This window comes from Paenibacillus hamazuiensis (assembly GCF_023276405.1).
GTDB lineage: Bacteria > Bacillota > Bacilli > Paenibacillales > NBRC-103111 > Paenibacillus_AF > Paenibacillus_AF hamazuiensis.
In genome coordinates, this window is the sequence record NZ_JALRMO010000001.1 from 4011424 (window position 1) to 4038175 (window position 26752).

The following is a 26752-nucleotide window of genomic DNA, read 5'->3' on the forward strand; positions in this document are numbered from 1 at the left end:
TTATCCGCGAAAGTTAGCCGTGCAATCATTTCCGGAAACAAAAAAAGCGGGTCTGCCAACAAGGCGGCCCGCTTTCTTTGCACCTGGCGATAACTATCGGTTCAATTGCTTCTGCAGCTGCTCTTCGAGACGGTCGAGCGTCGATTTCGCCCCTTCGATGGCGCCGTGCTCCTTCACAACCTTCTCCAGCTCCTCGGCCGATTTGAACACCATCCGCATCGTGAGTTCCGTCCTGCCGTCCTGCCCGGCAAATGTCACCGTCACATGAAAAGGCTCCTCCTGATCGTCGTCGCCTCCGCCATGGGCGTAAACGAGCCGTTCGGGGCTTGCCACTTCGGTATAGACGATCTTGTTGTCGTAATCGACGCCGTCCGGACCGTGCATAATATACCTCCATACGCCACCCGGTCTCACATCGATTTCGTGTGTCGTGATCGTAAAGCCTTTCGGTCCCCACCAATGCGGCAAATGCTCGGGATCGGTCCACGTTTTGAACACGAGCTCCCGCGGAGCGTTAAAAACGCGGGTGACGACAAGTTCTCTGCCCTCCACAGATGCAATGGTGCTCCTGTCTTCATTGTTTAATCCTGATTTCATCATTTCGTTCCTCCCGTTCTCCATGTTTAACATGATTATCCGCTTTACCAAGCCCAAGATCAAGCCCACACTTGAAAATATATCACATCGGCCTTTCCGCGCGGGTCATCGGCTGCATTCCGTAATTGAAAAAAACGGCTGTCCGCCGGCACATGATGCCGAATGAGAGCCGTTTTAGCGCGTATGCCGGTGCCCGGCACTGATTTTCTACACCCCGGAGTAAGCCATAAATCCGCCGTCGACAGGGACCGTAATGCCGGTCACGAAGCCGGACATATTGTCGTCGGCAAGCCAAAGCAGTGTGCCGAGCAGATCATCCGGGCGTCCGAACCGCCTCATCGGAGTATGCGTGATGATCTTGTGCGATCTCTCGGTCAGTGAACCGTCTTCGTTGGTGAGCAGCCTGCGGTTTTGCTCGGTCAGGAAAAATCCCGGCGCGATCGCATTGACCCGGATGCCGACGTCGGCCATGTGCACGGCAAGCCACTGCGTGAAGTTTTCGATCGCCGCCTTGGCCGCGCTGTAAGCCGGTACTTTCGTCATCGGGCTCGGCGCGCTCATCGACGACATGTTGATGACGACGGCACCTTTTCTGCCTACCATCTGCCTGGAAAATACCTGCGTCGGAATGAGGGTGCCGAGAAAATTGAGGTTAAATACATAAGAGAACCCTTCCTCGCTGAGATCGAAAAACGTCGTGATATCCTTGTTCACGAGATCTTCCGGCTTCAGTGTTTCGTTCGTCGTGCTTCCCTTCGGATGGTTGCCCCCCGCTCCGTTGATCAAAATATCGCAGACGCCGAGTTTCTCCGTAACGATCTGCTCCGCCGTTTTGACGCTTTCCGCACTAAGTACGTCACAGGCGACGGCGATCGCTTCGCCTCCGGCTTCGCGGATGTCGCGAGCGACGCTTTCCCCTTTTTCGGCGGTACGGTTCAAAATCGCCACCTTGACTCCCTGCCGGCCCAGCTCCCGGGCCATCGCCGAGCAAAGCACCCCGCTTCCGCCGGTAATGACGGCGACTTTTCCGCGTAAATTTTCATTAATGGGCAGCATATGGTTCCCTCCTGTTTAACGGTGTTCCGGTTTTTAATCGTTCCATCGAATCCCAAATTCCCCACAAATACATGATGCCGAGAGCCCGGTCATACAATCCGTAACCCGGCCGGCACTGCTCATCCCAAATATGCCGACCATGGTCCGGCCGCGCATATCCCGTAAAACCCGTTTCATGGTATGCCTGGACAATCCCGCAAATATCGACCGAACCGTCGGCGGAGCGGTGGGACGTTTCGATAAAATCGCCGTTCGCGTACAACCGTACGTTGCGGATATGCGCGAACGGAATACGGCCGGCAAACTCCTTGATCATGGCGACGATATCGTTGTCCGGATTGACGCCAAGCGAGCCGCTGCACAAGGTGACGCCGTTGTACGGACTATCGACCAGCTTCAGCAGCCGGCGGATATTGTCCCTGCACGTCACGATGCGCGGCAAACCGAACATCGGCCACGGCGGGTCGTCGGGATGAATCGCCATTTTGACGCCGTTCGCCTCGGCGACCGGGATAATCTGCTCAAGGAAATAGTGCAAATTGCGCCACAGATCCTCCTCCGTCACCTGCTTATATGCTTCGAAAAGCTCGGTCAGCCGGCCCATCCGCTCCGGCTCCCAGCCCGGCATCGTGAATTCGGGATTCTCGTTGATTTTGCGGACGAGCTCCATCGGATCCATATCCTCAACCTTCGCTTTTTCGTAAAAAAGCGCCGTCGAACCGTCCTCCAGCCGCTTGTGCAAATCGGTCCGGATCCAGTCGAACACCGGCATGAAGTTGTAGCAGATCACCTTGGCGCCGACCTTGGCGACCTTCTCGATCGTTCGCTTGTAATTTTCGATGTACCGGTCCCGGGTCGGCAAACCGAGCTTGATGTCCTCATGGACGTTGACGCTTTCGACCACCTCAAGGTGAAGCCCGTATTCGTCAGCTTGTTTCTTGTAGGCCAAGATTTTATCCATCGGCCATTCCTCGCCTGCAGGCACGTCGTGCAGCGCCCAAACGATGCCCTCTACACCGGGAATCTGCTTGATCTGCTGCAGCGTGACCGTGTCGTTGCCTTCGCCGTACCAGCGAAAAACCATTTTCATGAGCGGGTTCCTCCTTTTGCGCCTAAAATGATGTATAGTTCAAATATACTTGTATTCTTGTATACTAGCAAGAGGGAATATTGTGTTTACCATCGCAAATAACGGTTTCCGGCATTCAGCAGATTTTAAGCTGATGATCAGGTGACGTTAAGTTTTCTTTAATACAATGGGTAACTGGAGAAGGGGAAAGAAAAAAACGACTTAGAGATAAAAGGGAGAAGTTGCACATGGGTAAAGAGGAATCAAGAAACCCGATCATTCAATCGGTTCGCGGCTTTGCCGTCGTTATGGTGCTTTTTTTTCATACATGCGAAATGGGCTACAAATATTTTAACTACAACTTTTTGAATGTGGCCAATATTCCCGTATCCGGCGGATATGCTTTCTTTTTTGTGCTCACCGGTTATATGATGTACTCCATCTATCACGGAAAGTTTTCTAACCATGGCATGTGGTCGTCATTTATGCTGAAAAGGTTGATCCGCATATATCCGTTATATTGGATTATCAATTTGGTTATCATACCCGTATATTTCTTGAATCCCAAATTTGGATTCGGTTATGAAACCAACCCAAAAGACATTATTCATTCGCTTCTTTTGCTGCCGTACATACATCCCCCGATATTAGAAGTATCGTGGTCGCTCGTTTATATCGTTTTCTTTTACTGGATGTTTTCGCTGTATTTTTTATTCAAACCTTCGAATGCGGCGGTCGTTTTTACGGTCTGGTCGTTTATGATCGTTTTAAAATCGTTCGGATTTATCCGGCTGGAGGATAACACCATCACACAGTTTTTGTTTAACGGATATCATTTGGAATTTATAACAGGAATGGCGATCGGATATTTGGCTGGACGCATTCGTTTGAACCAAGGTCTGGGGCTGATCTGCATTGCCGGAGGGCTGCTTGTCTTGCCGGCCGTCTGGCTGCTGCGTCTGCAGATGCCCGGTTTCGGTTATATCCATACAAGCTATACGGCTGCGGCCGGTCTGGTCGTTCTCGGAATCAGCCAAATGGGACGTCCGCTTCCGGCTTGGTGCAAGCCGCTGCATGAATTCGGGAATGCCTCCTATTCGATTTTACTGTTCAGCTTACCGTGCCTCTCGGTGCTCTTTAAGCTCCTGAGAGCGGCTCATGCGGCAAACTTTATCGGTCCGGGCATGACCGTCATGTTAAGCTTCGTTGCCTCTTTACTGCTGTGCAGCCTGTTGTACAAATGGATTGAATATCCGCTGATCAAACGGCTGCGGTCCGTTTGGATTCTGCCTCGCGCCCAAGCCGTACAAAATCAATAAATGATCGGATTTTTGCGCCGTATGTGACTTATCTTGATTAGCGCAGACCCCGCAGTACCATCCAAATGGCCGTGAGCTCAGTATTCCGTAAATCCCGCCATATTTCTCGCCCGAAAGCCGACGGGACGGTGGCTGCCGATCATTATGATGTTTTGCAGGTCTCTGGAACCCTCCGTCGGCAGGAAAAACGAGCGGACATACGTAAATTGTTCGCCAAGCGTTAAACGAACGGCATCGATCGACTTGTCTTTGGCTCCCTTTCCCATCAAATTCATGATAAGAGCGCCGCGGGAATCGAGCTTTTCATCCGCCATCGCAAAAAATTCCCCGGACGTTAAATGCAGCGGAGTCCCCCTATCCGTGAACGCATCCAATACAATGTATTCGTACGTTTGCGGCTTTTCTTGCTCCAAAATTTGACGTCCGTCTCCGATCTTCACGTTATCTTTGCCATATCCGAAATATTGCCTGCTTAATTCCACGACCTTTTCGTCGATCTCCGCTACCGTAACCCGTTTGCTCTCATAGTGTTTGGCGATAGTCCCGATCCCGTGACCGATGACAAATACATTTTCAAACGACGGATTATTGAACTCCATGAGATGTATGATGGCTCTCGGGTACTCAAGCACAATTCGTTCCGGGCGATTTAAATCGATCGCCCCTTGTATGGCTTCGTTCGAAAATTGCAGAACCCGGAAATGTCCCCGTTCATCCTCAAGCTCCTCCGTTTCGTACACCATAATTTCATGTGAATCGGAAAACTCTTTATACAGTATGTGCAAGCCGTACATCTCCTTTGCTGTAATTCGGAAGCCCCGGATCGAGTCCGATCTACGGGTAATTTTATCAACAAACATGAAAAAGATCACCTTTGCGCGGTGACCTTTTCATGTACGGATTATATTCGATATAAAAGCCTTCTACTCTTCCTTGTCGTAGCTTTCCGCCTCCATAGTCGAATTTGCATCCGTATAGGTTGTTTTTAACCAGTCAGCAGCAGTAAACCGGATTTTTTTCGATATTCCGGCGTATTTTGCGACGGTGGGTACAACGCTGTTTAGCGGAACGGTTTTATACGCATATGGCAATTGCTCGTCGTAATTATAGGTGAAAGTAAACGGTGTGCTGGGCGGGTTCGATTTACTCATATTTTCTACCCCGACGATATGTGAAGACCAAGCCCATTTTCCGATCGTTGATTTATCATACCAAGTGAATCCCTTGGTAAACAAATTATCGCCATGATTATCCCAGCTGCTTCCAATATAAGATCCGCTTTTGTTTGTTATTTTTGAATTTACAATTAAACTGTGGTTGAGCGCATCTTTAAATAACTCGTTAAAGGGGGCACTCATATTTGCCGTATCGTCGCCTTGACGTTCCGCACCGATCAGAGGTTCGTTAAATGCGTTATAAACATTAGTATCCGCCGCGATCGAAGCGCCGTTTCTTGAATTCACTCCGCGCGATAATGTATCTCCGCCGTATTTCGAGATGGCGTATACACTATCCAGTACATTCTGATGCGTCGAATTATCAAAAAAATTGTTAAACACATGGCCGGCTCCCTGACGAATCATCGGCAAACGTTGTCCGACATTCGTATAACGATTGTACGCCATGGTCAATCTAAGTCTTTGATTTCCATCTTTGACCTCGACCCCGGTGGGGCTTACATAATTCGTATAATCCTTATCGCCGGAGCCTACCAAATGAACTTTAGAGTGATAGGCTGCATAAGCCATAATCTGATTTTTGGTAGCGCCTTCGTTACGCATTTTATAGTAAACGCTGGTTGATGGGTCCAATGCGCCTGCTGCATATTTTTGCTCCATATATTCGATGGACTGATAAATAGAGCTGCTCTCATCCGGATGTTCGGTTGCTTCCAATCCGAATTCATTCCATGAGAACGTTACATTGGATGCGCCGTTTTCCATGTCAATCATTCCGTCTGCCGCTATGGTAAACTTACAATGGTCTATCCATACATTGTTAGCGCCATTCACCTTGATGAATGACCAACCCACCTCTTTATGCTTTCCGGAATCGTCCCATTGCCACATTTCGTCGAATTTGAGATTTCTTATGACAATATCGTTGGATGAACCCTGCAGCTTTAATTCCGCATGCCTGATGGTCTTGCCGGATGTGGAGAAAATGGTTAACCCGTTTACATTCGAAATGTTTAATTTGGACACGCCGGAAGCGATTAACAGCGGATTCGTGAATCCGTTCGAAGGTTTCGGATAATTTGTAATGAAGTTATACTTTGCTCTTTCCGTTGAATCCAGAGCTAATTCCGTCCATCCCAAGTTAATATCATCGGTCACTTCAATTACTTTAACCGCACCTTGACTCGCATCCAGAATTGCCTGTAGAAACTCTCTTCCATTACTAACCGTACGATAATAGGATGTTCCCACATATGAGCTTCGATCATTTACTCCTAAAGAAGCGTAGCCGGTTACGGATAAAAAGCTGGCATCATAACGCTTTTCGACCTTAGTCGTATTAGGAATTGAAGTAATCACCGCTGCCTCTGCTTTACCGCCCGCAGCAGCATAAGATGAAGTTACGAGCAAACTTCCTATCGCCAAACTGCTTAAGACTTTTTTCATCATACTAATATCCCTCCTTCAAGTAGTAACTGCACCCACACAAATCAGATGATTATTGTCGGTTCCTCCTCCTAAAAGCGCTTCCAACTCCCGAATTACTGGGATTATAGCATGGCTCATCCTATGAATCTATGGGTGGAACCGCTCATCCTGTACAGCAATCTAACTAAAGATACGTCGCAACAAAAAAAGAAAAAGAGCGATAACGGAACTCATCCGATACCGCTCCTTTAGTTACTTCCAGGAAAATCCCACCGCATCCAAAAATCCGCGGGCCAGCGCCATATGTCCGGTCAAATTCGGGTGCACCCGATCCCATGCCAGCGTCGCCGGGTACATATGCTCCAGCAGCGAGTCGAAGCATTTTTGCGTATCGACAAACCTCGTGCCGTATTTTTCGGCGATCTCCCTCACGGCTTCCCCGTATTGATCCATCGACCTGCGCATCGCGTCCTCCTTGTTCGGCTCGATATAATACGGCGTCATCAGGATGATGCCTTTGACGAGCGGAAGCGTTTGCTTCACCAGCCCGTCCAAATTGCTGCGGTATTCATCCAGATAGACGTGTGCCTCCCTGATCGTCGGACGGTCGTACTGCCGCCAAACATCGTTGATGCCGATCATGATCGACAGCCAGTCCGGCTTCAGATCGATCACATCCGTTTGCCAGCGCTCCACCAGGTTGCGGGTCGTATTGCCGCTGATGCCCATATTGACGACCCGAATGCCGAGCTGCGGATAAAACGTATGCAGCATGGCGTTTACGACCGACACGTAGCCGTTTCCGAGCGCATCGTTTTTCCCTTCGCCGATCGGCTTGAGCCGCCCGGTATCCGTAATGGAATCGCCGATCATCACCAGTTTGTCGTCTTTTGCAAATATCATTCCGATTCTCCTTTACCGGTTTGTTTCAAAATCAACCATTTACCATTTTACTCCTTATCCGGCTCGGCAGCGACCTTTTTTTACAGAAAAAGCAGGATTATGCCGCCTCTTGTCATATTTCAATTCTTATGAGGAGGTGGGCGGAGTTGTCCGTTTATATCAAAGCCGCTATTGACGAGCCGCTGCGGTTCGCTTCCGCGGGACAATTCGTCTCCAGCGCGCCTTGGACGCATTCGAAGCGCGTGATCGACAGCTACGAGCTGATTATCGGCGTTCATGAAACGCTGTATATCCAGCAGGACGATACCCGGTACGAAATAGGTCCCGGCGATGTGCTATTGCTGCTGCCGGGGCGCGTGCATTTCGGCTACGCCCCCTGTTCGCCCGATGTGTCGTTTTTGTGGCTTCATTTCCACTGCTCCGGGCGCCATGAGATTATTGCCGAAACGGTTCTGGCCGCGGAGCTCGCGCCGGCCCGCAACCGCCTCGAATCGAGCCGGCGGCTGCACAATTTGTACCTGCCGCTGTTTTCGAGACCGGACGGCATCGAACGGCTTCATATTTTGTTCCAGCAGCTGCAGCACGTCGCCAGCTCCGATTATTACACCGGGCAGGCGGCGGATTATTTCCTGACCTCGCTGCTCATCGAGCTGTCCGAGCAGACGGTGACTCACTTCCTGATCGCTCAAAACCGAACGCCGGCCGAGACGAATATCGCGCGAATTATGGAGTGGGTGCGTATCCATTCGTCCGAAGATCTCTCCGTCGGAACGATTGCAGGCCGCTTTAATTACAATAAAGATTACTTGTCCCGTTTCTTCAAGAAACATACCGGCATGAATTTGCACGAATACATCCATAAGCTCAAGCTGTCCAAAGCGAAGGATCTATTGTCGCGAACCGGACATAGCATCAAGGAAATTGCCGAGGCCGTCGGCATCGGAGACGAGAAATATTTTATGCGGCTGTTTAAAAAATACGAAAAAATAACGCCCTCCGAATTTCGGAAGGCGTTTTACCAGACGCATATGAATAATCGATGAACTTCTCAAGCTTCACGCACCCACACCAGCATTTCGCCTTCGCCTCGGTTCGCCCAGGCAAAATACGGGATGGCGGTCAAGGAAACCGCCGTCCTCGGAGGCGCTTCAGTCGTGTAGAGCGATTCCGAAGCCGCGTCCGGAGCGGTTTGCCAGCCTTGCGCGCGGATGAGCGTAACGCCCCCAAGAAGCTCCCCGTCATGCTCCACAATAAATTCTCCCCCCGTGCTGAGCGTCACATCGCGCAGGTTGCTTCCGTTATCCGCTTCCTCCAGGCAGTAAACGACAGGCCCGCGCTGCAAAGCGACCTTCCCGGCGCAATCGCGGATATGCGGGTTCGGCCGCACGACCTCCACCTCCATCGGCAGCGTCAGCTCGATCCGGTCCCCCGGCTCCCATACGCGGCGGATTTTAGCATAACCATTGCTGACGGCGCCCGCGCCGGATACGTCCACCTCCGCTCCGTTCACGGTCAGCTTCGGCTCTTTGCACCAGCCGGGCAGACGGACCGCCACGGCAAATTCGGCCGCCCGTTCCGGAGAAACGGTCAGCGTCACCTGACCGTGCCAAGGATACCCGGTCGTTTGCGTCAGCTCCGTTTGGACGCCTCCGACGGTTTGCTTCACCGTGCTCCCGATATACTGGTGTACGTAAAGCCCGTCGTCGCTGCTTGAATAAATATACCGGCCGAGCGATGCGATGAGCCGGGATATGTTCGGCGGGCAGCAGGCGCAGCCGAACCAGGGCTGGCGCGTCGTTTTGACCGATTTCATGTCATGGCGATGATTGCAGGCGCTCGGCCACACCTCCAGCGGGTTGACGTAGAAGTAGCTCTTGCCGTCGAGCGATATGCCGCTGAGCAGGCCGTTATACAGCGCGCGTTCGATCACATCCGCGTATTCGCGGTCCGGGTCGATTTCCAGCATCCGCTGCGCCCAGAACACAAGGCCGATGCTAGCGCACGTTTCCGCATACGCCCGATCCGCCGGCAAATCGTAATCGACCGTAAACCGCTCCTGATGGGCCGAAGAGCCGATGCCGCCGGTGATATACATGCGCCTGCGCGTCACGTTATGCCACAGCTTGCGGCACACCTCGAGCAGCTCGGCATCCCCGTATTCGGCGGCCAAATCCGCCATACCGCTGTACAAATACACGGCGCGGACCGAGTGGCCCTCGGCCGTATGCTGCTCGCGGACGGGAAGATGCGCCTGAAAATAGTCGTATCGGCGGTCGGTCGGCCGCTTGACCATTCGTCTTTCTTCCTCTTCGTCGAAAAAATGCGGCCGGCGGCCGCGCTCCTCTACGAAAAACTTGGAAAGCTCCAAATAGCTGCGGCTGCCTGTCGCTTTGTACAGTTTCACGAGCGCGAGCTCGATTTCCGGATGGCCGTCATAGCCGCGAAGCCGGTCCGGGCCGGGTCCGAACACGTTGCCGATATGATCGGCGAAAGCACAGGCGATGTCCAGCACCTGCCGCTTTCCGGTCGCCTCATGATAAGCGACGGCCGCTTCGATGAAATGTCCCGCGCAGTAAAGCTCATGGTCGTCGCGCAGGTTCGTCCAGCGCTCTCCCGGCTTTTTCACCGTAAAGTAGGTGTTCAGATAGCCGTCTTCACGCTGCGCCCGTCCGATCAGGGCAATCGTCTCGTCGGCGAGCCGTTCCAGCTGCTCGTCCCGCTGCAGACTGAGCTGGAAGCCGACCGTTTCGAGCCATTTGGACAAATCGCTGTCCTGAAACACCATGCCGTAATACGAGCCTTCCGATTCGCCGGCGGCGATCCGGAAGTTTTCGATCGTATGGCTCGGCTCTGCGCCAGGTATGCGGTCGTTTAACGCATCCCATTGGTAAGGAATGACGACATCGCGCACAAGCCGCTGCCGCTTGGACCAAAACCCGTCGTGAATGTTCACGTTTTGCAAAGCAATCGCGTCGGTCTTTTTCAAATCGTTCATCCGCCTTTCGGTACTTGTTAGCGAGCGCTCTGCCATCCATGTTAGCACGGCGAGCTTCGGAAAGTCAGTCCACGCCCGGGTAGAAAAGGTGGATAAAACCGACTTTTGCGCTATCGTATGAAATGGATGTGATCTCACCTACGATGCAAAATGTGAGAATAACACAAGTGCGCTTTGCAATCCGCTTGTAAGGCATACTCAACAGCAAATGAATTAAACAATTTTTATATAATTAATATTTTTATACTATTTTTATTAAATTAGTTTACTTCGTTATTTTTCTGTTGTATAATCTTCCTGTATCCAAACACCGAGGGAGGAATTGATATGAAAACCATTCTAATAACGGGCGCATCTTCGGGTATTGGCAGAGCAGCCGCCGTGTACTTTTCGCAGCAAGGATGGAACGTTGTCGCAACGATGCGTTCCCCGGAGAAAGAGAAGGAATTGAATCAAATGGACCGTGTCCTGGTCACCAAATTGGATGTTCTGGAGAAAGAAACGATTGCCGAAGCCATCGCGAAAGGTATCGAGCGTTTCGGCAAAATCGACGTATTGCTGAATAATGCCGGATATGCGGCTGTCGGCGCTCTCGAAGCGGCGAACGATCTTCAAATTAAAAAACAATTCGATGTCAATGTATTTGGTGTTATCCATACAACCAAAGCAATTCTGCCTCACTTCAGGGCGAGTCAAGGAGGCACGATCATCAACATCTCCTCCACAGCAGGCCGAGTCGCCTTTCCGCTTCTGTCCCTTTATCATGCGAGCAAATTTGCCGTTGAAGGGCTTTCCGAATCGCTGTTCTATGAACTGGCCACTCATCATATCAAGATAAAAGTCGTGGAGCCCGGAAACGTGGCCACGGACTTTACCGGAAGATCGCTCGATATTTTAACGGACGATTCTCTGGAGGCATACGGCGCTTATACTGAATTGGTGGTAAACAAACAAATGGAAAGTTTTCGGAAGCACTCCTCCCCACCGGAACTGATCGCCAAGACGATTTTCGAAGCCGCCAACGACCCAACGGATCGTTTCCGCTATCTTGCCGGGGAAGATGCCGAGTTTTTGATGAGGATGAGAGTGGAAAATTCGGACGAGAATTTTATGAAAACGATAGCGGCAAACTTTAGTTAAATCTCAAGGCAATTCCGTTTTCAAAAAAAACTTCCCGCATCTTCGGAAAGGCTCCGAATCATGCGGGAAGTTCCCGTTCTCTCGTTATTCGCGTGCGATGCCGTTTAAATAACAGGACGCGTCTTCTTTCTCCTCCGCGCCCGCCGGCAAATAGTGGATGACGACTTCTTCGTCGTCGAAGCGGCACGTTACCGTGTACATCTGCAGACGGCTCAGCAGCTGAATTTGCAGCACCAAGGTGCGATCATCCACCCAAGTCGCGCCGCCTGCGTAAGGCGACCCCTTAAAGCTGTCACCCGTTACCCAGCGGTTCAGGCCGAATCTGATGTCCGCCTGTCCGGCTCCGCCATGGAAGCGGACCTCTCCTTCGCCTTCGGCTGCAAACACGAATTCGCAGGCTTCGAATCCGAACGGATTCTCCGCAAGCGCGTAGCGTGCACCGCCGGCGAGACGCCGGCTTGCCGCCGATTCCGGCGTTCCCGCCGGCAAGATTAGCGTCAGCTTCTCGAGGCGCTGTGCCACCCGCTCCTCCAGCGCCGCATCTTGCGGAGGCCGATCGGACAGCGCCGGATAAAGCGCCTCCCACAGGCAGTCGAGTATAAGCTGATGCCCGTCCCTGCTTGCCAGCGTATTGGCCGTGGACACGAACACCGCGTCCTTTTCCGGTATGACGACGACGAACTGCCCGCCCATGCCGAAGGCGCAGTACGAGTTATGGCGCGACCGCCAAAACTGGTAGCCGTAGCCTTTTTTCCCGTCAAGCAGAAAGGTTGAATTCGAATTGTCGATGTGCCGGGCCGTGCTCAGCTCCGCCCATCCTTCCGGCAGCACCTGCCGGCCGTTCCACACGCCCTTCTGCAAATAAAGCTGGCCGAACCGGGCCATGTCCTCCGTACGGCATTTGATCCCGCCGCCGCCTTTATTGATGTTCATCGGGCAGGTTTCCCATTCGATCTCCCCGATGCCAAGCGGTTCGAGCAGCCGGGATTTCACGTATTCGTGAAGCGACGTCCCGGCGAGCTTTTGGATAATCGCGCAAAGCGTATGCGTTCCGGTCGTATCGTAGGCGAAGATCGTTCCGGGCGGATGGGTCGGCGGCGTCGTCAAAAACGATTTTACCCAATCGTCTACGGTCGTATCCGTCGATTTCGGGTGAACGGTCGCCATGGCAAGCAGATGTTTTACCTTCATCCGCGCCGTGTAAGGGTGAACCGCGCCTCCGCCTTCCAGCTTTTCCGGGAAAAAATCGACAATATGATCCTCCAGCGAGAGAAGGCCTTCACCGATGGCAATGCCGATTGCCGCCGAGGTCACGCTTTTGCTGACCGAATAAATATTGTGCAGCATCCGGCCGTCAAAAGGCCGGAAATATCCTTCGGCCGCCACCTTGCCGTGGCGCAGCAGCATAAAGCTGTGCAAATTGATCTGCTTGTCGGCGACCAGGTCGAGAAACCGGTCGATGCCTTCCGCGGCAACCCCGGCCTGGTGCGGCTTCACTCTTTCCAATTCGATGCGGTTCATACGGACTAGCCTCCATTATCGATTGTTGGCAAGTTCTATTTTCCCTTCTTTTTCGATAATGCGCAAGAACTTCGGCCGCTCCTCCGGCGTTTTGTTGGGCGAATGAAGCGCCAGCATCAGCTCGCCCGCAAACGTGCGGAAAATCATCCCATGCCCGCCGTCATTTTTACCTCGGCCGTGCTTGCGGCGGAAGCCTGCTCCTGCGGCCCTGCGGCGATAATACCAATAGCTTGGCTTATCCCGGACGGAATCAGCCAAGTTTCACCAATAGACGCAATGGCTTGTATTATCGTCCCCATATTCACCCGTTTTCTGGACAAAGACCCATAATAATACAACTTTTTGCGCTTATAGCTCCCAAAGCGAAGGCAATCAGCGAGATAAAACAAGAAACTGCGTTTATTCCCGCAGAGTACGCCATATCTCCGTATTAAGAAACACGGGAACGCCCCTGCGGCTCAACATTCGTATGATCAAACCGCAGGCGACATAACATGTCTACATGCAATCGCCCGCAGCCCCGCCCTCCGCCCGCCTTACGCCAACAACGATCAAGAAGGCCGCCCAAGGCAGCCTCGCTTGACCGAACAGCCGGATAAAGCTGTTCACCTTTTACTTATTATTGTTGAATATTTTGACCGTACCGTTGTAAAAATCTTCGACGCCTTTCTTCACGTCTTTTTTGCCGAAGCCGATCTCCTGGACCGTCGTCTCCGCCAACTTGGAGTATTCGGTGAAACCCGGAGGGTTGTAGCTGACCTTGACCGGCTCCTTTTTCGTCGCTTCCGATACGCTGCTCGTATAATCGTAGATGATTTGGTCGACAGGTCCGGCGTCTTTTTTGAGCAGATCGCGATTTTTCGAGGTGACCGGAACGCCGCGGTCGTTGCCCAAAATTTTCGCCGCATCCGGGTCGTTGATCCAGTAGTTCATCAGCATCGCCACTTCCTTCGGATGCTTCGTTTTGGCGTAACCGGACAAGCCTTGGCTCGACTCGAACACGACGCCGGTCCCTTTCGGGCCGCGCGGAACCTGAACGAGCGTCAATTTGTCCTTGGTCAGGTTTTGGTGAGCGACGAGCTGGTTGGAGGCGGTCAGACCCATCGCCGCTTTGCCGGTGACAATCAGCGACTTGCTCGTATCGCTAGGCGGGTTCGACACCTGCAGCTCCGGCGTGACGACGCCGCCGTCCTTGCGCATTTTATCCCAATACAGGAACCATTCCTCTGCGTCCTTCTGCTCGAAGCCAAGCTTGCCGCCCTCCATGTCGTAAAGCTGCTTGCCTCTTTGCTTGAGCGAAATGTCCATGCCGTCCACCGTAAAATCGTACGTGCCGAAGTACCCTTTGCCGAGCTTGTCGGCAATCTCCTTGCTTGTTTTGGCAAAATCGTCCCACGTCCAGCCGTCCTGGGGCACGGGAAGCCCCGCTTTGTTAAACAGCTCCGTATTGACGATGATGCCGCGCGCATTGGCTCCCGCCGAGATGTGAAGCAGCTTGCCTTTGAACGTACCGTATTCGACCATCCCCTTGTCCATATCGGACAGATCCAGCTCTTTGCCGACATAGGGGCCGAGATCGAGCAGCACGCCTTTGTTGGCATAATCGACGACATTGCCGCCGAGGAAGAAAACATCGGGTGCCGTGCCGGACGCAAGCTGCGTGTTCAGCTTGTCGAAGTAGCCGGAGCTCGGTGCGAATTCGCCGACAACCTTGATGCCCGGGTTTTTCTCCTCAAACTTGCGCAGCGCCTGGTTGGTGATGTCCGCCCGCTTCTGGTCGCCCCACCACATAATGCGCAGCTCGACCGGAGCGGCTTTGCCGCCGCCGTTATCCCCCGCTTTCGGCGCCGCCGCCCCCGCACCGCCTGTCGTTCCCGCCGTGCCTCCGCCGGCGCAGGCCGATGTGACAACGGTCAGCATAGTTAATGCCGCCAGCCAAGATCGTTTTTTCATTTTCAAATTCCCCCTGTATTCAAATGATAAGTTCACTTCAGTCCGGTTGTCGCAATGCCGTCGACGAAATATTTTTGAAATGACAGGAAAATCACCATGATCGGCGCGAGCGACAAAACGGACATCGCCAGCAGCGCCCCCCAATCCGACTGCCCGGACGGGTCGAAAAGCGAACGGATGCCTAGCTGCACCGTAAACAGCTTGATGTTATTCAAATAGATCATCTGGCTGAAAAAGTCATCCCATGTCCAGATGAACGTGAAAATCGAAGTGGTGATGAGCGCCGGTACGAGCATCGGCAGTACGATCCGCAAATAAATTTGCCCGTGTCCGCAGCCGTCGATGGTGGCGCTCTCATCAAGTTCCTTCGGGAGGCCGCGGATGAATTGAACCATCAGCAGGATGAAAAACGAATCGTGGGCAAGCCACTTCGGAACGATCAAGGGCAAATATGTGTTGATCCATTCGAATTTGTTGTAGAGCACGTACTGCGGCACGAGGGTGACGTGATACGGAAGCATGATCGTCACCAGCATCATGCTGAACCAGAGCCGTTTCAAGCGAAACTCGAGCCGGGCGAAAGCGAATGCCGCAAGCGAGCAGGTAATGACGTTGCCGAGCACGGACAACACGGAAATTTGCAGCGAATTGGCGAAAAAACGGCCGAACGAGACGCCCTGCAGCCCTTTCCAGCCGTTGGCGTAATTGCTCAGCGTGAACGTTTTCGGCCAAAGGCTCGTGTCGGTGAAGATCAGATCGTTCGGCTTAAACGAGCTGCTGAGCAGCCATAGCACCGGATACATCATCAGCAGCCCGAAAGCGATAATGAGAACATGCTTGACCGCCTGAGCGTATGAACGCGTCCTGGCAGCGGGACGTACGATTGCCGTCTGCCTTGTCCGCATCTCCACATGGTTCATCTCGTCATCCCCTCCCTTCCTTGCCGTCGCCGTAAAACACCCAATATTTCGAGGTCGCAAACACGATCGCCGTGAATGCCGCAATGACAGCCAGCATAATCCAGGCCAGCGCGGAGGCGTAGCCCATGTCGAAGAACGAAAAGCCTTTCAGGTACAAATACAGCGTGTAAAACAGCGTCGAGTCGATCGGTCCGCCCCGGCCGTCTCCGATGACGTAACCCGGAGTGAACACCTGAAACGAATTGATGATGCCCATGACCAGATTGAAAAAAAGAACCGGCGACAGCAGCGGCAGCGTGATTTGGAAAAACTGCCGGGTTTTGCCCGCGCCGTCCACCTGCGACGCCTCGTACAAGTCGGTAGGGATTTGCTTCAGGCCGGCGAGAAATATAACCATCGCCGAGCCGAACTGCCAGACAGACAAGGTGACGATCGTGTACAGCACATAGTTGGGATTGGCGATCCATGCCGGGCCCTGGATTCCGAACAAACCCAGAAACTGGTTGAGCAGCCCTTCCCCGTCGAACAGCTTTCTCCAGACGATCGCGATCGCGACGCTTCCCCCAAGCAGCGAAGGGATGTAATACACCGTCCGGTACAGCCCGAGCGCGCGTATGCCTTTGTTCAAAGCCATTGCGACGAGCAGCGCGAACAGCAGGCGAAGCGGCACGGAATACAGCACGTATTCGAACGTCAGCTTCAAGGAGCGGTAAAACGAATCGTCCTCCTTGAAGATTTGCCCGTAATTCCCGAGGCCAAGCCATTTCGGAGGCGTTAACAAATTGTATTTGGTCAGCGACAAATAAAACGAACCGAGCATCGGGCCCAGCGTCAGGCAGAAAAAGCCGACCAGCCACGGAAGCAAAAACAAATAAGCGGTGCGGTCCTGCCGCCATATAGCGGATCTGCGCGTCGTTTGCATGGGAGCCTCCCTTTCGATGAATTCATAAGGACCGGTTAACAAAATGGCCGCAAATTCATCATAAGGCCGGACGCAAACGAGATGAATGCTATTTTTTCGGGAGCCCGCTTTCAAATTTTTCGGGTGGCCGCTGTCTGAATTCGGAAGGAGCCACTCCGTACATCCGCTTGAATTTCGAGCTGAAGTAGCTGGCGCTCGTAAAACCGGTCAGTTCGGCGATATCCCACAGGCCGAGCGTCGTTTCTTCAAGCAGGCGAACCGCCTGAGCCATGCGCACTTCGGTCAAATATTGGATAAACGTTTTTCCCGTCTTTGCTTTGAACAGCTCAGAAAAATACGACGGATTATAGTTGAACCGCTCCGCCAGCATCGTCAGGTTCAGGTCGTACATGTATTGTTCGTCGATGAGCCGCCGGGCCGACCGGATTGCCGACGCATCCGTGTCGTCCGGGTCCATCTGCGACCTTTGATAAATGCTTTCCCCGAGCCGGGTCAAAAACCGCTCCGCCTTCTCCACGGTCCCGAGCTCCAGCGCCATGTCGGGCCGCATCCAAAGCTGGTCCCCGGCATCCAGCGCAGCGCCGGCCGTGTACGCCATCGAATCGAGCAGCAAATACAGCTGAAAAATCAGCTTGACGAATTGCGCCTGCGATTCGAAAAAAGCGGCCGTCAGCTCCTTGCGCACCGTTTGCCGGAACGCTTCCAGCTCGCCCTTCATCAGCTGCCGCTGGATCACCTTGGCCAAATCGTCGGCCAGCGCCGCCTTGCCGTCCGAATGCTTCGACGCATAGCGGACGCCGCTTTCCGCTACGTTCCAAGCGAGCAGCGAGGACAGATAACCCTCCCTCCACATCTTGAACCCGGCCGCCTGCCGCCCGATGCCGACAACCGGTTCGAAACCCAAATGCCCGGCGATGCAGGAGCGCAGCTCCCTGGCAAAAACCTCAGCCGCCTCGTCATCCCCGAGGAGAATAAAATGCATCAGCGCCGGGTAATGCGCATCGCGAAACACAAGCGGCTGCCGCGGCCACGTTCCGGCAAACTCGCGGCACAGCATCCCGAAAGGCAGGCGCAGCTTGTCCGGCGTGCGCTCCTTCGCCGCTTCCGCCGCTGCGGGCGCCGTCTCCGCGGCATCGTTTGCTTTGCCTGCCGCACCGGCTAATCTTTGCGCAGAAGCCGCTCCCGGTCCCGGAGCGCCTGCGCCGGGGCCATCCTTCGCACCGGACGCGGCGGCGGACGTCCGTTCCCTCAGCCCCGCCGTCACGAACCGGACGCTGCTCCCGGCCCACGGCTCCAGCTCGAAAAGCCGGGCTTTTTCCATCGCGGCCCGCTCATTATCCTGTTCTCCCCTGACCAGATGGACGATAAAATGCTCCTTCATTTCCTTGTAATATTGCGACAGCCGCCACTTCACCAACTCCTGCTGGTCCTGCAAATCCCGCTCGGCATCGAGCTCCCGCCGGACTTTGGCCAAAGCCTCCTCCAGCTCGTCCTGCGTGACCGGCTTCAGCAAATAGTCTCTTGCCTGGTTTCGGACCGCCGCTTTGGCGTAATGAAAATCCTCGTAGCCTGTCAGCACGATCAGCTTCAGCCCCGGATACTGCTCCCGGCATTCCTCCAAAAAAGAAACCCCGTTCATGACCGGCATGTTCATATCCGTGATCACCACGTCGACCGCCGCGCCGGCCAGCACGTCAAGCGCCTCCGCTCCGTTCGCCGCTTCGGACGCCACCCGGAAGCCGAGGCGTTCCCAGTCGGCCTTCAGCCGGAGCCCCTGGCGGATTTCCGGCTCGTCATCCACGATCAATACTTGGTACATTATGCGTTACCTCCTGTACGGGCAATTGAAGTTCCAGGCGGGTGCCTTGACCTGCCTGCGAATCGACGGCAAACGTAAACAATGAGCCGTAGTACAGCCGGCACCGGGCCAGTACGTTGCGCAGACCGATCTGGCCTTCTCCCCCCCGGCTCAAAATGTGCTCGAAACGGGAGTGCGCCGACTCCTCCTGCAGCTTCCTCACAAGCTCCCCAGGCATACCGGGGCCGTTATCGGATACGTCGAACCGCAGGCGGCCTTCGCTTGCTGAAATGCGAATGCCGACCTTCGCCGAGGCGTTCGTCTGGAAGCTGTATTTCACCGCATTTTCGACGAGCGGCTGCAAAATGAATTTGACCATGAGCGCTCCCCGCGGCTCGCCTTCTTCCTGCAGGTCAATCTGCAGCCGCTCTCCGAAGCGGATTTGCAAAATCGATATATAGTGGCGCAAATATTTGAGCTCCTCCTCGAGCGGAATCAGATCGTCGCTGATTTTCAAGGAGAAACGCAGCATCTTGCCGAGCGATTCGATCACCTTGACCGAATCTTTCGTTCGGCGCTGCATCGCCAGACTGCTGAGCAGCTCCAGCGTATTAAACAGAAAATGCGGGTTGATCTGCATGAGCAGCGCCCTGTATTCCGCCTGCTGGCGCAGCAGCTTCAGCTCGAATTCCACCTTGATATGGTGCCTCAGCTGCTGCACCATGTTCCGGAAAGTCGAAATGGCGTAGCCGACTTCGCCGCGCACGCTGCCGTCCGGAGGAATGCGGCTCTCGGCGATGGCAAAATCGCCTTTCTGCACATGGCGCATGGCCGAAACGAGCCGGGAAAGCGGTTTCGTAATGCCGTAGGACAGCCAGGTCGCAATCACGATGGCGGCAATCAGCAGCATGGACGAGAAGACGAGCATGGTGGAGCGCAGCTTGATGAGCTTGGCATACAGATCGCCTTCCGACACGAAACCGACGAGCAGCCAATTGTTCAGCTTCAGCTTCTTGTAAACGAGGATGTCGGTGGCCCCCCGATCGTTCTGAAAATAAACGACGCCCTGCTGCAGGGGGCCTGCCATGACCTGCGCCACTTTTTCGATCGCTTCGGTGTGGGCGTAATATTGATTTTGCGACAGGATCGGGCGTCCGTCCTGGTCGAGCAGGAAAATCGTTCCGCTTTCCCCCAAATGAATGCGGTTTAACGGCTCGAGAAAAAAATCTTCGCTGACGTTGATTTTCATCACGTTTTTGGCGGTCGACAGCTCGAACGAACCGATCGGCAGCAGCAGGCTTACGACCTGGTACGGGCGGAAGTTTCCCGCTTCCACCGCATCCTTGTGGGCCGGCACCCAGTGGCTGCCGCGGGCGACAAAATCGTTGTACCACGCCTCGCCGAGAAATGAGTTGTCCGCCACCACCTTTTTGCCGGCGCTGATCCACAATCCCTCCTGCCTGTAAACGGAGACGGAGGATACCCCGGAGTAGTTGTTGGTCGTCTGCGTCAAAAAATCGCTTAAATTGAGGTTCGCCAGCATCTTTTCCCCTTCCGGCAAAGCCGGGTCGGACAAGGCGATATCCCAATTTTTCGTCTTATCGCTGTTAAATACGAGCGACGCCAAGTCGTACATCTGCATCAGCGCCATATTGATAAACGATCCGTATTCATCCATTTTCTCAAGGGCGGAAGACTCGATATACGATCGGATGATCGAGCGGGATTCGCTGAAAAGCAGGTACGACATCGTGCTGAACGACAGGACGAGCAACACGACGAAAAATGCGATCAGCCGGTTTTTTAACGAGTAGAACATAAGCGGTTGCCCCCCAAATCCCCCAAATGATTATCCGCAAAACAAAAAGGACAGACGATGAATGTCTGTCCTCATTATAAGCGAAAGCTTTCTGTTTTGTCGTATCTTAATCCAGCGACACTCCGGGCAGCACGGCATCCGTCATCATTTCCCACTCGTGAATTTCGGCTTCCCGGGCTCCATTAACGATGTACGGATCTTCAGCGGCCAACTGCCGCACCTCCGCTTCCGATTCGGCGATGTATATGACGAGCCCGCCCGCGCCATCGGCAAACCGGCCGTACGCAAAAATTTTCCCTTCCCCCTTGCGCTTGGCCAAATATTCGAGGTGAGCGGGACGGGATTCCTGGCTCTTTTGCGGGTCGATCATTTTCAAAAACACGGCATAATATTTCATACGAACTCTCCTTTGCAATAAATTACGAGATTATTATAACACGTTTGGAAAAGCTTATCTTTACTTCCGAAAAATCGAAGTCGTCAGCCGGCCCGGAACTGCTTCAAGATACCGGGAATTTCTTCCGCCGGGACCGGCTTGCTGATCAGATATCCCTGGATCCAATCGCAATGATAATGCTGCAGCAAATTCAGCTGGTCGCTCGTCTCCACGCCTTCGGCGACAACGGAAAGATTCAGCCGATGCGCCATATCGATCAGCGTCGAAACGATGACGCGGCTGCGCGAGCTGTCCTCCAGCCGGTCGGTCAGCGATTTGTCGATTTTCATCGACTGAACCGGAAGCTGGTATAAATATTTTAACGACGAATATCCTGCGCCGAAATCGTCGATCGAAAGCACGAAACCCATTCCCCGCAAATCGTTTAAAATATGTATCACATCGTCGAAATTGGCAATGGCGAAGCTCTCCGTCACCTCCAGCTCAAAGTGAATCGGATCGACCTGCTCCTCCCTGAAAATATCGCGCGTCCGCCCGACGAAATTCGGCTGCAACAGCTGAACGCCCGATACGTTGACGGCTACCCGGAAAACCACTTCCTTCATCTCCGCTTTCCATGCGGCATACTGCCGGCATGCCGTGCGCATGACCCATTCGCCGATCTCGTTAATCATTCCGGACGCTTCCGCAATCGGGATAAACTCGGCCGGCGAAACGGCTCCAAGCTGCGGATTTCGCCAGCGAAGCAGCGCCTCCACCCCCGTTACCTTCCTGCGTTCGACGTCCCATTTCGGCTGGTAATGAAGCAGCAGCTCGTTATTTTCGATCGCCTTGCGCAGCAAATTTTCCATCATCAGCCGTCTCGTTCTTTGCGTTTCAACGGCATCCGTATACCACCTGAAGCTCGCCTTGCCGCTTTCCTTCACATCGAGCATCGCCGCGTCGGAATGCTGCAGCAGGCTTTCGCTGTCGGTGCCGTGCTCCGGGTATTTGCTGATGCCGATGCTGGCGGATATCGAGGCTTGGTGGCCCTCCAGCATGAAAGGAGAATCCAACGTGTTTTGAATGGCGGAAGCCAGACGGTTAATTTGCCCATCGTCATAGCCGCTGCCGGTAATAATGCAAAACTCGTCGCCCCCCAGCCGGCATAGAAAGTCGTCCTCCTGCAAACAGCTTTGAATTCGCTTCGCCGCCTCTTTAAGCAGCAGATCCCCGATATGATGGCCGAACGTATCGTTCACGAGCTTGAACCGGTCCAAATCGACGAACAGCACGGTAAAATGCATTCCCCGGACGCTGCACATCCGGATTTTTTCCTCCAGCATCGCAAAGAACCCTTTGCGGTTGGCCAGCCCTGTCATCGCATCATGATCGGCCTGATACACGATTTTTTGCTGTGCACCCTCAAGCGAGGTCATCATCCGGTTAAACGATTTTTCCAGTTCGGTCAGCTCGTCGCCGCCGTATTCCGCGATCCGCAGCGAAAAATCCTGCTTCGTTTCGATCCGTTTCATAGCCGCTATCCCGCCGTTCAGCCTTCGGAACAGCGTACGGTGCAGCACGAAGCTGACGAGCAGCAGGAAGGCGAGACCGGAAGCGGCAAAAAACAGCATGTAAAACCGGATGCTCTTCTGCGCCTGGATGGAAAAATCCCTCGGCAGCGTATATTCGAGCACAATCGCGGGATTGTTGTCGATATCGGAAATGACGGCATGACTGTGGATATAAGCATCATCGACATCGGCCCAATAGGGCAAGGATTGGCCCCTGGATATTACCGTTCCCGCACCCGGCGGCGGGGCAAACGAGGGGTCGACGAGCGAATAAGATAAGGACGTATCCGCTTTATCGGATATGTAATCCATATAGTGGCCGTCCAGCCACCGGGCAAATACGAGAGTTCCGCGAACGGGTCCTTCGTTGTCGCTGGTCAAAACCGGATAAGCGGCGGCGATCAGCGGTTTGCCGCCGACAACGACGATCCCCTGTTTCCGCGACGACGCATCGGGCTGCCGGATGAAGAAGGAATGACGGCCAAGCAAATCGTCGATCAACTCGTACGGGTACCCGAGCGGCTTTTGTCCCGCCACATCGTAAGCTTTGGCAAAATATACCCGGTTCTCCGTATTAAACAGCAGCGCTGCACTGAGCCTGCTCGATTGAAACAGCGAATCCGGGTAATTCGTTCGCAAATATGGATCGTCGGATGGGGGAATTTCCGGCCTTGCTACAAATCGGTACGTATCGTCCCAACCGGCATAATTGATTGTAATCGCTCCCAAGTTGCTGTACTCATCAAAAAATGCCAGCAGTACCCGTTTCATCCCGTCCCGTGCATACTCGAGTTCGATCTGTTTATATTTATCCACGAACTCCCTTTCGGAGATCAAATAAAGGAGCGATAATAACAGGAAGGTTGTCACTCCGATGTATACCGTTATTTTATTCTGCAGTTTCATGAACGCATCCGCTCCTATTGTTAATCGCTCTCCAAACCTCCGATAACATCGTGTAAATTCGACAAATTTCATCAAATTATACTAAAATTCTACCAAATTTTCTCGTGCGATGAAAGACTAATTTTGCCTTTTTTCAAGATGATGTTCCGCCGTTCCCCTTCAATTCGTCTGCCGTCAGGCCGACCGCCCCAAGCAGTGTCATGTCAACAGCATTTTTAAACTCCACACGAAACCTTTTAGCCAGCTGTGTGCACCAACTATTGACTTATATCATTGGGCCCTAAGACTCCATACCAAAAAGCCTCGGCGCGAATAAGCCGAGGCTTTGCGGTTATGAATCGGTTTTGTTGAATTTGGTTTCGGGTGAATCCGACCTGAAGCAATTCAGCGGTTATTTGACGATTTGGAAGTCATCGAAGTTGAGACGGCTGCCCGAAGTGCCCGATACGACAATCCGGAAACGGACCGCTGCGCTTTCTCCCACCGCTATGGTTTGTTCGGTCAATGCCGCGGTGCTGCTGAACGTGCCGGATACATCGGTCCACGTCGATCCGCCGTTCAGCGACTTTTGCAGCTTCCACGTCGCTCCGGTGTCGGTGCCGAAATTCGCATGTTTCACTTTCACGCTGGCGGCGCCGGATACGTTAAAGTTCATCGCTATGGAGCCGGCCGCTTTCACGCGAGCCGATTGCACGCCGTTTTTCGCATCCGAAGTCAGGTTGCCGATCAGCGCATTGTCGAAATACCATGAGCCGCTGGAAAGCGTCACATTGCCGGCTGTATAGGATCCCTTGCTGCCGCTCTCAAACGTCTCGCTTAGCGTTACGGTTTGCGCGCTGGTCACCGTGACGACGAAGGCGTCGCTTACCGTGCCTCCCTTGCCGTCATTTGCCGTTACCGTGATGGTCGCGGTGCCGGCGGCAAGCGGAGTGACAGTGATCGTCATGCCGCTGACCGAAACGGTCGCCGCGCTCGCATTGCCCGATGACGCGGTGAGCGTGAGAGTATCGCCGTCCTGGTCGCTGAAGGTCCCCGATGCATCGACCGTAAACGCGCCGCTGCCTGCCGTCGCCGTGCGGTCGGCTAGTGGAGAAGCGACCACAGGCGCATGATTGGCGGACTGAACGGTATGAGTGCCGAGATAAGTAAACGTATCCGCCGCATAGCTGTCCCACTGCGCTGCGTCATAACTCGTGCTGCCGGCGGTTACCGTGCTTTTGCGCACGAGCGTCTTGTCCGTCCCGAAGGAGGTTCCCGCCGTGCCGACCACGTCGATAACCGTGCCGTTTTTCTTCAACGATACCGAATCGTCGCCGTTAAACGACAAAGCGGAGCTGGTCATGTTCGCCTTCGCAAGTACGCCGCTTGACGCGTTCGGATTCGCGATCACGTAGACGGAGCCGCTGTTCAACGTGCCGCTCAAGCTGATGACGGTAGACGTATTCGATTGGGCGATCGTATATGCGCTCAAATCGATAGCCGCGCCGGACCCGTTGTAAATCTCAAGCGCCTTGTTGTAACTACTGCCTTCGACGTATTCGGAAATGAACACGTTCGTGCCCGTGCCGCCACTGCCTCCACTCGAGTAACCGTAAGAGCCTGACTTGAAGGTGGAAGAATCCCACCATTTATAGCCGGCCGCGGGTGCGGCCCACGGTTCGGGCTGAGGTTCCGTGGACGTTTGCGGCGTTTCCATGGAAAGCAGCGGCGTCGGCTGATCAAGCGTCAGCCCCGCCACTTGACTGAGGCTCGTATAGCTTTCGTGGGTCGAAAGCCAATTGACCATATTGACAAGCAGCGTATCGTCATCGACTTCCTTGAAGCCGTCGTACGTCGTTTTGGAGCCTCCGGTTTCCTCGCGCAAATACTTCGGCGTCGCATCTTTGACCGGAGACGAATCTCCGATAAAACCGGCTTTACCCGCGCCAACCTTGGAAACCGCGGCAAACGGCCCCTCGCTCACGCCGCCGCCAGCGTATACGCCCTGGTCTACCGCATTCGCCCATTTCGCCGTTGTCGCCGGCAAATAAACGATGCCTTTGGCTTTGTTCGGATCGATGATCGCCAAGGTCGACCCCGCATGCACGGCAACGGACGATACCCCGCTCGTGATGTTAAATGCCTGGGACGGTGCGACGATATTCGTCGCGTTCACGTCGCCGATCGCGTTATAGCGGAAGCGTACGCCGAAGTTCGCCGCCAGCCAGTCGGAGCTGGCGACATCCTGCATTGCCGCCGATGCGGCCTCCTCCGCGCTCATGCCTTGTGCCGGATTCGCCCACGCTCCGCGGCGGTACCCGTTGAACACTTCCGAGGCGTCCCACCGGTTTTTGTTGCGGTCTGCATTGTAATGATCCGCGATAAAAAAGATGCTGCCGCCGTTTTGCACGTACTGCAGCATGGCGGACTGTTCCGACGTTTTATAGGGAATGTTCGCTTCCCCGATGACGACGACGTCGTAATCCTGCAGGTCCGTCAGCGTGATCGGGCTTGACTTGCGCAGTTCCTTCACGTAGTAGCCGCTTCCGGCCAGCGCATTCGCAAAATCCGAGAAGCCGCCGTCGATAACCCAGTCCGCTGCGCCGGCGGTTTGGCCGTGCGTGTTGTCAAAAAGCACTTTTTTGCCGTTAGGCGTGCCGACAGGTTGAATGACGGGAGCCGGATCCGAAGGCCCTTCGGCCTGGGCATGCTGCGCCGGAAGCAGGGCAGACCCGGCGATGACCACGGTGAGCGCCAAAGCGGACAAAGCGCGGGCAAGTCGACGTTTCAAATTCATCAATTCTCCTCCTTTGTTTGTGGGATTGTGCCAGACTTGGAAAGTTTGGAAATAGCCGTCCCGCACAACATGTCCATTTTACCACAGGAGGTCAGACTAAATTGATAAATTTCGTTTAAGTTTGGCGGCCCTGCTGCCGCTCCATCTCCTTGTAATACTCCGATTTCCGCTCTATAGCTTCCAATGCCTCGGTGAGCCGGCCGATCTGCTGGAGGACCTCCTCTTTATGAATATCGAGCAGCCGCCTCCTCTCGCCGACCGTCTCGTCGCCGCGGTAACGAAGCTCGGCGAACTGCTGCATTTGACGGATAGGCATTCCAGTATCGCGAAGGCGTATCAAAAAACGAAGCCACTCGACGTCGTTCTCGGAGTACAAGCGATAGCCGCTGCCATCGCGGCCGACCGTGCGGATGAGGCCGGCTTTTTCATAGTATCGCAGCGTATGCGGAGACAAACCGGTCATCCCGGCAACTTGCTGGATTGTATACGAAGTGTTCATGGC

The 26752-nt window shown here is 53.9% G+C and carries 21 protein-coding genes; 3 read left to right on the forward strand and 18 right to left on the reverse strand.

The window, feature by feature from the left end; translation table 11 throughout:
- Positions 1–93: 93 nt before the first annotated feature.
- The 3 genes from MYS68_RS17530 to uxuA all read right to left on the reverse strand — a co-directional run bounded on the left by MYS68_RS17530 (position 94) and on the right by uxuA (position 2743).
- Complete coding sequence (locus MYS68_RS17530) at positions 94–600, reverse strand: SRPBCC family protein (RefSeq protein WP_248927074.1); 507 nt, start codon at positions 598–600, stop codon at positions 94–96.
- A 204-nt stretch (positions 601–804) separates the two neighbouring features.
- Positions 805–1653 carry an SDR family oxidoreductase gene (locus MYS68_RS17535; RefSeq protein WP_248927075.1) on the reverse strand — a complete coding sequence of 283 codons (849 nt, stop codon included), beginning with the start codon at positions 1651–1653 and terminating at the stop codon, positions 805–807.
- A complete protein-coding gene (gene uxuA / locus MYS68_RS17540) occupies positions 1640–2743 on the reverse strand; it encodes a mannonate dehydratase (RefSeq protein ID WP_248927076.1) in 1104 nt (367 codons plus the stop codon). The genes MYS68_RS17535 and uxuA overlap by 14 nt, the downstream gene beginning before the upstream one ends.
- Positions 2744–2970: 227 nt before the next feature.
- On the opposite strand from uxuA, the gene MYS68_RS17545 reads away from it, so the two are divergent.
- A complete protein-coding gene (locus MYS68_RS17545; protein ID WP_248927077.1) occupies positions 2971–4041 on the forward strand; it encodes an acyltransferase family protein in 1071 nt (356 codons plus the stop codon).
- 77 nt (positions 4042–4118) lie between these two features.
- On the opposite strand, the gene MYS68_RS17550 is transcribed toward MYS68_RS17545, so the two are convergent.
- The 3 genes from MYS68_RS17550 to MYS68_RS17560 form a co-directional block, all read right to left on the reverse strand.
- Positions 4119–4835 (reverse strand): spermidine synthase, encoded by a 717-nt coding sequence (locus tag MYS68_RS17550; RefSeq protein ID WP_248930942.1) that lies wholly within the window; start codon positions 4833–4835, stop codon positions 4119–4121.
- Positions 4836–4964: 129 nt separating this feature from the next.
- Positions 4965–6668, reverse strand: coding sequence for a pectate lyase family protein (locus MYS68_RS17555; protein WP_248927078.1), 1704 nt, complete (start codon positions 6666–6668; stop codon positions 4965–4967).
- A 231-nt stretch (positions 6669–6899) separates the two neighbouring features.
- Positions 6900–7550, reverse strand: coding sequence for an SGNH/GDSL hydrolase family protein (locus MYS68_RS17560; protein WP_248927079.1), 651 nt, complete (start codon positions 7548–7550; stop codon positions 6900–6902).
- Positions 7551–7696: 146 nt separating this feature from the next.
- Between MYS68_RS17560 and MYS68_RS17565 the strand changes: the two genes are divergently transcribed.
- Complete coding sequence (locus tag MYS68_RS17565) at positions 7697–8593, forward strand: helix-turn-helix transcriptional regulator (RefSeq protein ID WP_248927080.1); 897 nt, start codon at positions 7697–7699, stop codon at positions 8591–8593.
- Positions 8594–8598: 5 nt separating this feature from the next.
- Here MYS68_RS17565 and MYS68_RS17570 read toward each other — a convergent pair whose 3' ends face one another.
- A complete protein-coding gene (locus MYS68_RS17570) occupies positions 8599–10545 on the reverse strand; it encodes a glycoside hydrolase family 127 protein (RefSeq protein WP_420852135.1) in 1947 nt (648 codons plus the stop codon).
- A gap of 327 nt (positions 10546–10872) precedes the next feature.
- Between MYS68_RS17570 and MYS68_RS17575 the strand changes: the two genes are divergently transcribed.
- A complete protein-coding gene (locus MYS68_RS17575; RefSeq protein ID WP_248927082.1) occupies positions 10873–11685 on the forward strand; it encodes an SDR family oxidoreductase in 813 nt (270 codons plus the stop codon).
- 84 nt (positions 11686–11769) lie between these two features.
- On the opposite strand, the gene MYS68_RS17580 is transcribed toward MYS68_RS17575, so the two are convergent.
- The 11 genes from MYS68_RS17580 to MYS68_RS17630 all read right to left on the reverse strand — a co-directional run bounded on the left by MYS68_RS17580 (position 11770) and on the right by MYS68_RS17630 (position 26749).
- Positions 11770–13206: a serine hydrolase domain-containing protein gene (locus MYS68_RS17580; RefSeq protein WP_248927083.1), complete on the reverse strand. Its 1437-nt coding sequence runs from the start codon at positions 13204–13206 to the stop codon at positions 11770–11772.
- A 15-nt stretch (positions 13207–13221) separates the two neighbouring features.
- Complete coding sequence (locus MYS68_RS17585; protein WP_248927084.1) at positions 13222–13464, reverse strand: hypothetical protein; 243 nt, start codon at positions 13462–13464, stop codon at positions 13222–13224.
- Positions 13465–13818: 354 nt separating this feature from the next.
- Positions 13819–15159, reverse strand: a complete 1341-nt coding sequence (locus MYS68_RS17590; protein ID WP_248927085.1) for an ABC transporter substrate-binding protein — start codon at positions 15157–15159, stop codon at positions 13819–13821.
- Between the two features lie 32 nt (positions 15160–15191).
- Positions 15192–16064 (reverse strand): carbohydrate ABC transporter permease, encoded by an 873-nt coding sequence (locus MYS68_RS17595; RefSeq protein WP_248930943.1) that lies wholly within the window; start codon positions 16062–16064, stop codon positions 15192–15194.
- Positions 16065–16083: 19 nt separating this feature from the next.
- Positions 16084–17001 (reverse strand): carbohydrate ABC transporter permease, encoded by a 918-nt coding sequence (locus MYS68_RS17600; protein ID WP_248927086.1) that lies wholly within the window; start codon positions 16999–17001, stop codon positions 16084–16086.
- An 88-nt stretch (positions 17002–17089) separates the two neighbouring features.
- Positions 17090–18820 carry a response regulator transcription factor gene (locus MYS68_RS17605; protein ID WP_248927087.1) on the reverse strand — a complete coding sequence of 577 codons (1731 nt, stop codon included), beginning with the start codon at positions 18818–18820 and terminating at the stop codon, positions 17090–17092.
- On the reverse strand, positions 18795–20618 hold the full coding sequence (locus tag MYS68_RS17610) for a cache domain-containing sensor histidine kinase (RefSeq protein WP_248927088.1): 1824 nt from the start codon (positions 20616–20618) through the stop codon (positions 18795–18797). Before MYS68_RS17610 ends, MYS68_RS17605 begins: the two co-directional genes overlap by 26 nt.
- Positions 20619–20724: 106 nt before the next feature.
- Complete coding sequence (locus MYS68_RS17615; protein ID WP_248927089.1) at positions 20725–21015, reverse strand: YciI family protein; 291 nt, start codon at positions 21013–21015, stop codon at positions 20725–20727.
- 83 nt (positions 21016–21098) lie between these two features.
- Positions 21099–23474 (reverse strand): bifunctional diguanylate cyclase/phosphodiesterase, encoded by a 2376-nt coding sequence (locus tag MYS68_RS17620; RefSeq protein ID WP_248927090.1) that lies wholly within the window; start codon positions 23472–23474, stop codon positions 21099–21101.
- 391 nt (positions 23475–23865) lie between these two features.
- The gene (locus MYS68_RS17625) at positions 23866–26250 is read right to left on the reverse strand and encodes a lamin tail domain-containing protein (protein WP_248927091.1); all 2385 of its coding nucleotides are present in this window, start codon (positions 26248–26250) and stop codon (positions 23866–23868) included.
- Between the two features lie 115 nt (positions 26251–26365).
- Positions 26366–26749 (reverse strand): MerR family transcriptional regulator, encoded by a 384-nt coding sequence (locus MYS68_RS17630; protein WP_275983485.1) that lies wholly within the window; start codon positions 26747–26749, stop codon positions 26366–26368.
- Positions 26750–26752 lie beyond the last annotated feature (3 nt).